This is a genomic window from Fodinicola feengrottensis, assembly GCF_039530045.1.
Taxonomy (GTDB): domain Bacteria; phylum Actinomycetota; class Actinomycetes; order Mycobacteriales; family HKI-0501; genus Fodinicola; species Fodinicola feengrottensis.
Map to the genome: position 1 here is coordinate 81,097 of NZ_BAAANY010000009.1, position 9,922 is coordinate 91,018.

Consider the following 9,922-nt stretch of genomic DNA (forward strand, 5'->3'; position numbering starts at 1 on the left):
CGGGCTTGTGGATGCTGGGGTGCAAAGGCCGTCCTTCGACGGGCGTCACATCATCCGGCGGAAGTCGATAAGTGCGTCCCGCAGGTCCATAGTGGCCGGCGGGATCGGTTCCTCCGGCGGTGACCAGGGTGCCGACTCCACCGCGCGGCGGCCGTTCAAGCGGCGTTCGGCGGAGCGGCGGCCGGGAGGCCGTGCGCGGGCCGCGCTCAGTGGCTCCCAGACCAGGTCGTCGGAGGTGAGGACGGTCAAGTCGACGCCGGTTTCGCCGGCACGGCGCTGGTACGACTCCATCAGGTCGCCGGTCGGCTCGCCGACCAGTACCAGCGCGTCCAGGCCGACGGACGACGCCCACTCCACCAGGTCGCCAGGCCGGCCAGTGCCGCCAGCGAGCGTGACCAGGGCGTAGAGAGAGTTGCCGTGCCAGCCGATGCCGTCCACCCGCTGCCAGCTGCCAGCCGCGCCCACCTGCGGCATCAACGTCACGTACGCGCCTTCGGTGGCGAGCGTGACGGCGGCGGCCAACAACAGCGGCATAGGTGGCGCGCAGAGCCGGACGAGCAGCTCGTGGCAGCGATGGTGGATGGCCAGCTCACCGGCCTCGGTGAGCGCGAAAGCCGCCGGCTTCGCGCAGAAGTCGCAGCGTACGGCCGGTCTCACGGCGTCCAACTGGCGATAGCTCGTCATCCCGCAGTGCCGGCACTCAACCAGCGCGGACCACTCCACCAGCCCGTCGGCAGCGAAGGCCGCGAGCGCACCGGCCACCGACCGGATCTGCCGCTCGGTGAGGCCGACCGCGGCGGCCAGGGTGGCCAGCCGGAACGGCAGGTGCCGGGACTCGCCAGCGGCCGCCAGCGCCGCGAACAGTGTCTGGGTGCCGGGGCGGCGCAGCATCGTACGATCGCCGCACCGCTCGATCAGCCGCTCGGCCAGCTGGCCGGCCTCGCTGCGCTCGCAGGACAGCCCGCGAGCGGCCAGCGCCGCGTCCAGGATCTTGGTCGGCTCAGGTAGGTCGAGGCTGACGACGTGCGATGCGTTCTGAACAGCTGGCACGGCCAAGCCGTCGTCGGTCCACCGTGCCCGCGGGTGATACAGCTCGGCGACCGCTGGCCGCCGTGGTGCGGACAGCTGCGACGAGCGTACGACCAGCGCGATGTCCCCATGACCAATCGCGGCCGGGTGCACCGGGTCCAGCGGCAAGACGTGGGCGACCAACTTCCCGGTCGAGGCGGTGGTGGTCGCTGGTACGGCCACCCCGGTCGGTGTGCTGCGCTTCCACAGCCCCCAGCCGGCCGACTCGTCGATCGGCCGGGCACCGAGCATGCGGCCGAGCGTGATCAGGTCGTCGCGGGCCAGCCGGGGCGCGAGCAGCAGGCAGGACGGGTCGTGTGGGGTGGTGGCGGCGACCCGGGTGCGGATCGCGTCGGTGATCTCCCGGCTGGTCAGCGTGGAGACGTCCGCGATCATCACCACCCCGGCGCAGCCGCCACGGCCACGCAGCGCCCGTACGTTCCAGAAGCCGATCACGTCGGCCAGGTCCGCGTCGTCCGGCACCGCCCAGACGAAGCCGATGGTGCCGACCCGGCCACGCCCGCTGGCGGCCGCCGCGTCGGCGCCGACGGCGACCGCCGTACGCCCCGCGACCTGCGCCAACGCGAGCGCGTGCGCGGCGGTGTCCTCGCGAATGAGGGCCCCGTACGACCGCCAGACCTGGACGGCGGCCGCGCTGTCCACGGTGCCGGCACCGGCCGCGTCGACGAAACGGCCGCTGGCCGGCAGCACCACCTGCTCGCCGACCAGCCGCGGCGGCGCGCACCTGCCGTCGCCGGTCAGGCCGCCATCCTGCGCTTCTGGGTCGGGCCGGCGGACCGGCCACGGCAGGTCCGGCATCGCCCAGCCGACCACCGGTCCGGTCCCGCGCATGTCCAACACCGCGTCGACGCCGATCGCCCGAGCCACCGACAGCGCGCCGGGATCCACCGCGCCGGTCGGTCCAACCGGCAGCAGCGGCCAGCCCACCCCGCCCCAGCTCATTGAGGCAATCGCGATGGCACGGCCGAGGTCATCCGGGTCGCCGACCCGGACCATCAACGCATAGCGCCAGGGACGTACGGCGATGCGTACGGTCGGATCGGCGACGGTGAGCGACTCCACCGGGACTGTGGGTGGCGACGACGGCCATGCGGCAGCGCGGTGCCGGCTCACGGAGCGCACTCGCATACGCTCCGGCCCACCGCGTTCACCAGCCGTCTGACCGCCACCCGTCGCTGGCGGTCCAACGTCTCACCACCGCTGTGGCTCGCCACGCTGACCGCGACCTCCCACCACCGCCCCGGCCGGTCCGGCACCTTTGCCGAACCCCGGAATTGACGCTGGCGTCACGAGCGTACGCGGGACATCATCTCCGTCATGAGTACGCCTATGGATCCCGTGGTCGGCGCGTTGCCGGACTCGATCGACCCGCCACGTTTCGGCCGGAGCGCGTTCCCGCCGATCGCCGACTACGCCTTCCTTTCCGACTGCGAGGCCAACTGCCTGATCGCCCCGAACGGCGCGGTCGAGTGGATGTGCCTCCCACGCCCCGACTCGCCGAGCGTGTTCGGTTCGATGCTGGACCGAGCCGCCGGCACCTTCCGGTTGGCGCCTTACGGCGTCCAGGTCCCGGCCTCGCGCCGCTATCTGCCGGGCAGCCTGATGATGGAGACCACCTGGCAGACCCGGACCGGTTGGATCATCGTCCGGGACGCGCTGGTGATGGGCCCGTGGCACAACCGCGACGAGCGCTCGAGAACCCACAAACGGACACCCACCGACTACGACGCCGAGCACATCCTTCTTCGTACGGTCAAATGCGTCTCCGGCACGGTCGAGCTGGCGCTGTCCTGCGAGCCGGCCTTCGGGTACGGCGGCACCAGCGCGACCTGGGAATGGGACGGACCGGCGTACGGCGAGGCCGTCGCCCGCGGCGACGAGCACTCCCCCGAGCTGCGGCTCACCACCAACCTGCGGCTCGGCATCGAGGGCCGAACCGCGCAGGCCCGGATGCGGATGGTCGAGGGCGACAACGTGTTCGTCGCGCTGTCCTGGTCGCCGCTGCCGCCGCCACGTACCTTCGACGAGGCCGCCGACAAGATGTGGCGTACGTCCGAGTGCTGGCGCCAGTGGATCACCATCGGTGAGTTCCCGGACCACCCGTGGCGCAAGTACCTGCAGCGCAGCGCGCTGACCCTTAAGGGGCTGACTTACGCGCCCACTGGGGCACTGTTGGCCGCGGCCACCACCAGCCTGCCGGAGACGCCTCAGGGCGAGCGGAACTGGGACTACCGATATGCGTGGGTACGTGACTCGACCTTCGCCCTCTGGGGTCTCTACACGCTGGGTCTGGACCGGGAAGCCAACGACTTCTTCTACTTCGTCGCGGACGCCTGCAAGGGGCTCAACGGCAAGGAGGAGCACGAGCTGCAGGTCATGTACGGGATCGGTGGCGAGCGCGATCTGGAGGAATTCACCCTCGACAACCTGACCGGCTACGAGGACGCCCGTCCGGTCCGGATCGGCAACGCCGCGTACAAGCAGAACCAGCACGACGTCTGGGGCGCGTTCCTGGACTCGGTCTACCTGCACACCCGGTCCCGCGACCAGCTGCCCGAGACGCTGTGGCCGCTGCTGAAGAAGCAGGTGGAGAAGGCCATCGAGCACTGGCGGGAGCCGGACCGTGGCATCTGGGAGGTGCGCGGCGAGCCGAAACACTTCACGTCGTCCAAGCTGATGTGCTGGGTCGCGCTGGACCGCGGTGCGAAGCTCGCCCGGCTGCATGACGAGCCCGAATACGCCGCACGGTGGCAGCAGATCGCCGACGAGATCCACGACGACATCTGCAAGAACGGCGTCGACGAGCGCGGTGTTTTCACGCAGGCGTACGGGTCGAAGAACCTGGATGCGTCGATCCTGTTGATGCCGCTGCTGCGTTTCCTGCCGCCGGAGGACAAGCGGATCCGCGAGACCGTCCTGGCCATCGCCGACGAGCTGACCCGGGACGGCCTGGTGCTGCGTTACGTCACGGACGTGACCGACGACGGCCTGGCCGGCGAGGAAGGCACTTTCACGATTTGCTCGTTCTGGCTGGTTTCCGCGCTGGTCGAGATCGGCGAGCTGGCCCGGGCCCGGCGGCTGTGCGAGCGGCTGCTGTCGTTCGCCAGCCCGCTGAACCTCTATGCCGAGGAAATCGACCCGCACACCGGCCGGCACATGGGCAACTTCCCGCAGGCCTTCACCCACCTGGCCCAGATCAACGCCGTCGTCCACGTCATCCGCGCCGAGGAGAAGGAGAACGGCGGCAGCTTCCAGCCCGCCAACCTGGCCGGCTAGCGCCCGCTCTTACGCGCCGAATCGGCCGCGCGCCTCGACGGGGATGAGCGGCTTTTCGGCGCGTACCTTCAACTCCTGCACCGCCCAGGTGTTGCCATCGGGGTCGGCGAAGCCGAAGAAGGTGCTGCCGTCCTGGTCGCCGAACGAGGTCAGCTCGCTGGCCTGCACCCCGCGTTCGACCAGCTCGGCACGCGCCGCGGCGGCGTCGGCGACGCACAGTTGCAGGCCCTTGAGAGAGCCGGGTGCCATCTCGCGCTGGGGTGGCAGGTCACCGAAGACGATCGAGCAGCCGGATCCCTTCGGGGTGAGTTGCACGACGTGCATGTGTTCGTTCGTGGTGTCGTGGTCGAGGTCGAAACCGACCTGGTCGCGATAGAACCGCACCGCCCGGTCGATGTCGCTGACCGGCAGGATGACGACCTCAAGTGTCCAGTCCATGTTCCTTCTTTTCCTTTCTGTCGGCCGCCAACGGCGTCCGCGGCAGGGTGAGCGCAGGTGTGGGGCGCGGGAAGCAGCGTACGAGCAGACCGGCCAGCTCGGCCGAGCCGTTGAGACGCAGATCGCCGGTCGCAACCGCGTCCTCAAGCGAGCGGCCGCCGAAAACGACCGACCGCAGAGTCGGCGAGTCCGCGTCGATGATCACGTCCGGCCGCGAAGCGTCCCCACGATCGACGGCAAAACGCCCATCGGCGATCTCCGCGTGAAAGCGATCATCGTCGAACCGCAGCTCGCATCGCACCGCAAGGTCACCCGCGATCGCCGCGTCGAAGGTGGTGACCAGCGCGAGTACGAGGGCGTCGACGCTCAGGTCCGACGCCGTCGGTGCGGCGTCCAGCGGGATCCGGCTGCCCCACCTGCCGATCGCAACAAGCACCGACTTCAGCTCGGCGCCGAGCTCGGTCAGCTCGTACACCCGGATGCTGGCCGGCGGACCTAGCTTGCGCTGCCGTACCAGGCCGATGCGCTGCAGCTCGCGGAGTCGCTGGGACAGCACGTTCTGGCTCATTGCCGGCAGCCCGCGACTCAGGTCGGTGAACCGTTTGGGTCCGAACACCAGCTCGCGGATCACCAGCAGCGTCCAGCGCTCTCCGATCAGGCCGAGAGCCCGCGCGATGCCGCACGGGTCGTCGTACGTCCGCTCCCCTTTCACTCCTCTATCATAACTGATCACTTGCAATCTCGCACTTGTTACTCCTAATCTAGGAGTAACAAGACCGCTTCGACAAGTGAGGACCGTGACGATGGCGACCTTCATCCTCATCCCGGGCGCCGGCGGCGCCGCTTACTACTGGCATCTGGTGGTGCCTGAGCTGCGTGAGCTCGGCCACCAAGCGATCGCCGTCGACCTGCCGGGCGCGGACGAGTCGGCCGGCCTGCCCGAGTACGTGGACCTCGTGGTCGAAGCCGCCGCCGGCCAGCAAGGTCTGGTCGTCGTCGGTCAGTCGATAGGCGGATTCACCGCTCCATTGGCCTGCGCCCGGCTGGACGCCAAGCTGTTGGTGCTGGTCAATCCGATGATCCCGAAACCAGGTGAGACCGCCGGCTCATGGTGGGCGAATACCGGCCAGGCCGCGGCCGCGGCCAAGAAAGCGTCACAAGACGGCCGAAGCGCGGACTTCGATCTGCGCGAGGACTTCTTCCACGACGTACCGGCCGATGTCACCGAGCGCGTCTTCGCCGGCGGAGAGCAGCCGGAGGCGGACGTGGTCTTCGGCCAGCCGTGGCCATTGGACGCCTGGCCGGACGTGCCGACCAGGGTTCTCCAGGGTGTCGATGACCGGCTCTTCCCACTGGAGTTCCAGCGCCGCAACGCCAAGGAGCGACTCGGCCTGGACGTCGACGAAATGCCTGGCGGGCATCTGCTCGCCTTCAGCCAGCCCAAGGAGCTCGCCAGCCGCCTCGACGCCTACTGGCAAGCCACCCACTGAGTCAGCAGACGCGATCGGCGACGCGGACCGTGCCGGGGGTGCGTACGACCGCGTTCTGGCCGAAAATCAGACCGGCTTCGGTGCGCCGGGTACGGCCGAGGGTACGCAGCGGCTCACGCCCTTTTTCGGCGGTCCGCTGGTCGACGGTCGTGACAACACAGCGGGCGCAGGGCTTGACGATCTCCAGCCGTACCTCGCCGATCGGCAGGTCGACGACCTGGTCCTCGGTCCACGGCCGTCGCCAGCCGTCGACCACGACATTCGGCCGGAAACGATCCATCGGCAGCGCCTCGTCCAGCTGCGCGTTGAGCGCGTCCAGCGACGCTGTCGAGGTCACCAGAATCGGGTACCCGTCGGCGTAGCGAACCTGCCCGCCACCAACCGTGGTGTTTCGCGTCATATCGGGCGGAAATCGTACGAGCCGGACCTCGGTCCCGAGGAAGTCGGAGAACCAACTGGCTACCTCGTCGCCCTGGTCGACGCCGGTGCCGGTCCATTTCCACACCGTCGCCAGACGTTGCGGCCCGTCCGTGGTGAAGGTCACCATCAGATCGTCGTGGCCGGGCGCGGTGAGTCGCAGCTTGCCCTCGGCGAGGCCGTCCAGCGAAGGCTCGATGAGCGCCATTCGGGGAAACTCGCGCTGAGTCAGGAACTTGCCGTCCGGCCGGATGATCAGGAATTCGCGGTCATGCGCTGGCCCGTACGCGGAGATCGCCAGTTTGTCGACCTCGGTGCCCGCGCAGCCTTTGATCGGATAGGCGTGCAGCGACCAGACCCGCGCCGCGAAGGTGTCCACCATCGTTGTACGTTAACCGGCCGACCGACCGCGGGCGCAGCAGATTTCCGGACGTCACCTGCCGTAAAACCGCCAAAGGCACGAAGCGTGGTCGCTTCGTGCCTTCGACAGCAGTGAAAGAAGGATCGATCACCGCCCGTTGCCGGAAGTCCGGTCTCCCGACCGGCGGTGCCGATGAAGTTCTTGGTCAGTCGCCAGTGCGCTGGTGCGGGATCCCCGCAAGCAGTGCCCGGACCTCGGACTCGCGGTAGCGGCGGTGGCCGCCCAGCGTGCGGATCGCGGAAAGCTTGCCAGCCTTCGCCCACCGGGTGACCGTCTTCGGGTCGACCCGGAACATCGTCGCGACCTCGGCCGGAGTCAGCAGCGCCTCGGACTCAGGAATTCGTGTAGCCATCGGGTTTCCCCCTCGCTCGTTCGCCCCGTGGTGGGATAGCTCACTGGCCGCCACCGGGGTTGCCAGCTGCGACTTACCTCTCGTCGCACTGATGCAAGTGTCCGACTTCTCCGTTCTGTACGGGCATGGCCCAAGCGGGCCCGATTTACTGACCAAAAGTATGAGCAGATCACGGAACGGCCACGAAACGTTATGCGACGACAGCCGAACGTGACGTTTTCGCAGGGTACAAACGATTTCCCTGGCGACCGAAGTCATTTTTCTCCGGCGAATTTAAGTCACATTTAACGGACCTGGAGTAATTCCGGCAAACCGTCAGTTGGCCCGTTCGGCGAGGTGGATATCCCGCCATCGGGTACTTACTCGTTCGTACGCCTTCGCTGCCGCCTCGCTGTCCGAGTTGCCCAACGCGGTCAGCACCTCGGCCACGTCCTCGGCGGAGAAGTCGTGGATGAGCGTGTCGTCGTCGAGCAGATGCACCAGGCCGCCGTAGTCCAGCTCGACCAGCGACCGCGGGTGGAACTCCTCCAGCCAGCGGGCCAGTCCCTCGACCGCCTCGACCACGCCGACCTCGCCGAGGGTCCGGCGCAGGACCGAGAGAGTACGGGCGCCGCGGCGGCGAGCGTCGGACATGTCCGCCCGGTAGCGGAGCGCGCGCTTACCTGGCTCCAGCACGACGAGTCGCTCGGCCGGGGTGAAGAGACAGAACCAACGGACCGGCACGGCCCAGGTGGCGGACAGCACGTGCTCGCGGTGGTCCGGTCCGGCGGCGGCCCGCTCGGTCTCGATCGTCTCCCGCGCGTCGGCCATCAGCGACGGCGGCACCAGCGCCTCGGCGACCACCGGGGCGAGGCCGTCCACGGCCGCGATCGCGGCGTCGGCCATCCGCAGCCGCAGCGACCACGGGCTGAGCACGGGGACGCCGTCCAACTGCGCGACAAAGGCGTGGTCCAGCTGCTCGCCGGTCGGAATCCGCAGGCCCACCACCGACGGCAGGCTGAGCGACCGCTCGACTTCCAGGGCTTCCTCGACCTCGGGGACCGCGCCGGAGTCCAGGTACGAACGCCATCGCCGCTGGTCGGCGGGCGAGAAGGCCGCCAGCGGTTCGTAGATCCGCAACTGGGCGGTGTACGGCGGCGGCACGCCCAGAATCTTGCCACGACCTGCGGCGGCGGACTAACGCACCATCTCTCGTGCATCCCGGCGGGTGGTATGGGGCGGGTGAGCCGGCGGCGGGCAGGGCGGCGGAGTTCTATGGTGATCTCGTCCCGGCAGATCCCGCCGGGCGTCCGTAACCGACCCGTAGAGCCTCACGAGGGCCGGCTGGTCGTTGCACGCAGGGAGCCACAGCATGGGCGTCTTCTCCACCGAACTGGGCGGTGTGTCCGCACCCACCGACCACGAACAGGTCGTCTTCTGCCACGACCGCGGCACCGGGCTGCGGGCCATCATCGCGATCTACTCGACCGCGCTCGGGCCGGCCCTGGGTGGCACCCGCTTCTACCCGTACCAGACCGAACAGGCCGCTATAGACGACGTGCTTCACCTGTCGAAGGGCATGGCGTACAAGAACGCCCTGGCGGGGCTGGACCTCGGCGGCGGCAAGGCGGTCATCTGGGGCGACCCGGCCAAGGTCAAGACCGAAGCCCTACTGCGTGCGTACGGCCGCTTCGTCTCGACGCTCAACGGGCGCTACTACACCGCCTGCGATGTCGGCACCTACGTCGACGACATGGACGTCATCGCCCGCGAGTCCCGCTTCGTGACCGGCCGCTCCGCCGAGCACGGCGGCGCCGGCGACTCCAGCGTCCTCACGTCGTACGGCGTCTTCCAGGGCATGCGGGCGGCGGCGGCACACCGCTGGGGTGAGCCGACCCTGGCCGGTCGCAAGGTCGGCGTGGTCGGCGTCGGCAAGGTCGGCCGGCACCTGGTCGAGCACCTCATCGACGACGGCGCGACCGTGGTGGTCAGCGACGTGAACCCGGCCGCGGTGGCCGCCATCCGGGCCCGCTTTCCCAGCGTCACCGCCGCTGACGACCTGCTGGACGAGAAGCTGGACGTGTACGCGCCGTGCGCCCTCGGCGACGCCCTGAACGACGACTCCGTACCCCGGCTGAGCTGCGAGATCGTCTGCGGCGCTGCCAACAACCAGCTCGCCCACGAAGGCATCGACAAGGTGCTGGCCGACCGTGGCGTGCTCTACGCGCCCGACTACTGCGTGAACGCCGGTGGCGTGATCCAGGTCGCCGACGAGATTGAGGGCTTCTCGTTCGAGCGGGCCAAGGCACGGGCCGAGAAGATCTTCGACACGACAGCCGCCATCCTGCGTACGGCCGACACCGAGGGCATCACCCCGGCCGCCGCCGCCGACCGGTTGGCCGAGCGCCGGATGGCCGACGTGGGCCGGCTGCGCGGCATCCTGCTTCCTTCCTGACCCCG

Annotated in this window: 9 protein-coding genes; 3 read left to right on the top strand and 6 right to left on the bottom strand. The window is 69.2% G+C overall.

Annotation, left to right across the window (positions count from 1 at the left end; genetic code table 11):
- Positions 1-45: 45 nt before the first annotated feature.
- Entirely contained in the window at positions 46-2,211 is a 2,166-nt protein-coding gene (locus ABD301_RS12940) for a hypothetical protein (protein WP_344310193.1), read from the bottom strand.
- Positions 2,212-2,418: 207 nt separating this feature from the next.
- Here ABD301_RS12940 and ABD301_RS12945 point away from each other — a divergent pair, with 207 nt between their 5' ends.
- Positions 2,419-4,365 (top strand): glycoside hydrolase family 15 protein, encoded by a 1,947-nt coding sequence (locus ABD301_RS12945; protein ID WP_344311128.1) that lies wholly within the window; start codon positions 2,419-2,421, stop codon positions 4,363-4,365.
- A 9-nt stretch (positions 4,366-4,374) separates the two neighbouring features.
- Here the strand turns inward: ABD301_RS12945 and ABD301_RS12950 are convergent, their stop codons facing one another.
- A complete protein-coding gene (locus tag ABD301_RS12950; protein WP_344310195.1) occupies positions 4,375-4,803 on the bottom strand; it encodes a VOC family protein in 429 nt (142 codons plus the stop codon).
- Positions 4,787-5,515 carry a winged helix-turn-helix transcriptional regulator gene (locus ABD301_RS12955; RefSeq protein WP_344310197.1) on the bottom strand — a complete coding sequence of 243 codons (729 nt, stop codon included), beginning with the start codon at positions 5,513-5,515 and terminating at the stop codon, positions 4,787-4,789. The genes ABD301_RS12950 and ABD301_RS12955 overlap by 17 nt, the downstream gene beginning before the upstream one ends.
- A 91-nt stretch (positions 5,516-5,606) precedes the next feature.
- On the opposite strand from ABD301_RS12955, the gene ABD301_RS12960 reads away from it, so the two are divergent.
- Positions 5,607-6,293 carry an alpha/beta fold hydrolase gene (locus ABD301_RS12960; RefSeq protein ID WP_163568631.1) on the top strand — a complete coding sequence of 229 codons (687 nt, stop codon included), beginning with the start codon at positions 5,607-5,609 and terminating at the stop codon, positions 6,291-6,293.
- A gap of 1 nt (position 6,294) precedes the next feature.
- On the opposite strand, the gene ABD301_RS12965 is transcribed toward ABD301_RS12960, so the two are convergent.
- The 3 genes from ABD301_RS12965 to ABD301_RS12975 form a co-directional block, all read right to left on the bottom strand.
- Positions 6,295-7,092, bottom strand: coding sequence for an MOSC domain-containing protein (locus tag ABD301_RS12965; RefSeq protein WP_344310199.1), 798 nt, complete (start codon positions 7,090-7,092; stop codon positions 6,295-6,297).
- Between the two features lie 184 nt (positions 7,093-7,276).
- A complete protein-coding gene (locus ABD301_RS12970) occupies positions 7,277-7,483 on the bottom strand; it encodes a BldC family transcriptional regulator (protein ID WP_344310201.1) in 207 nt (68 codons plus the stop codon).
- Between the two features lie 315 nt (positions 7,484-7,798).
- Positions 7,799-8,626, bottom strand: a complete 828-nt coding sequence (locus ABD301_RS12975) for a DUF8083 family protein (RefSeq protein ID WP_344310203.1) — start codon at positions 8,624-8,626, stop codon at positions 7,799-7,801.
- Between the two features lie 208 nt (positions 8,627-8,834).
- Here ABD301_RS12975 and ABD301_RS12980 point away from each other — a divergent pair, with 208 nt between their 5' ends.
- Positions 8,835-9,917 (top strand): Glu/Leu/Phe/Val dehydrogenase dimerization domain-containing protein, encoded by a 1,083-nt coding sequence (locus ABD301_RS12980; protein WP_163568625.1) that lies wholly within the window; start codon positions 8,835-8,837, stop codon positions 9,915-9,917.
- Positions 9,918-9,922: the final 5 nt, after the last annotated feature.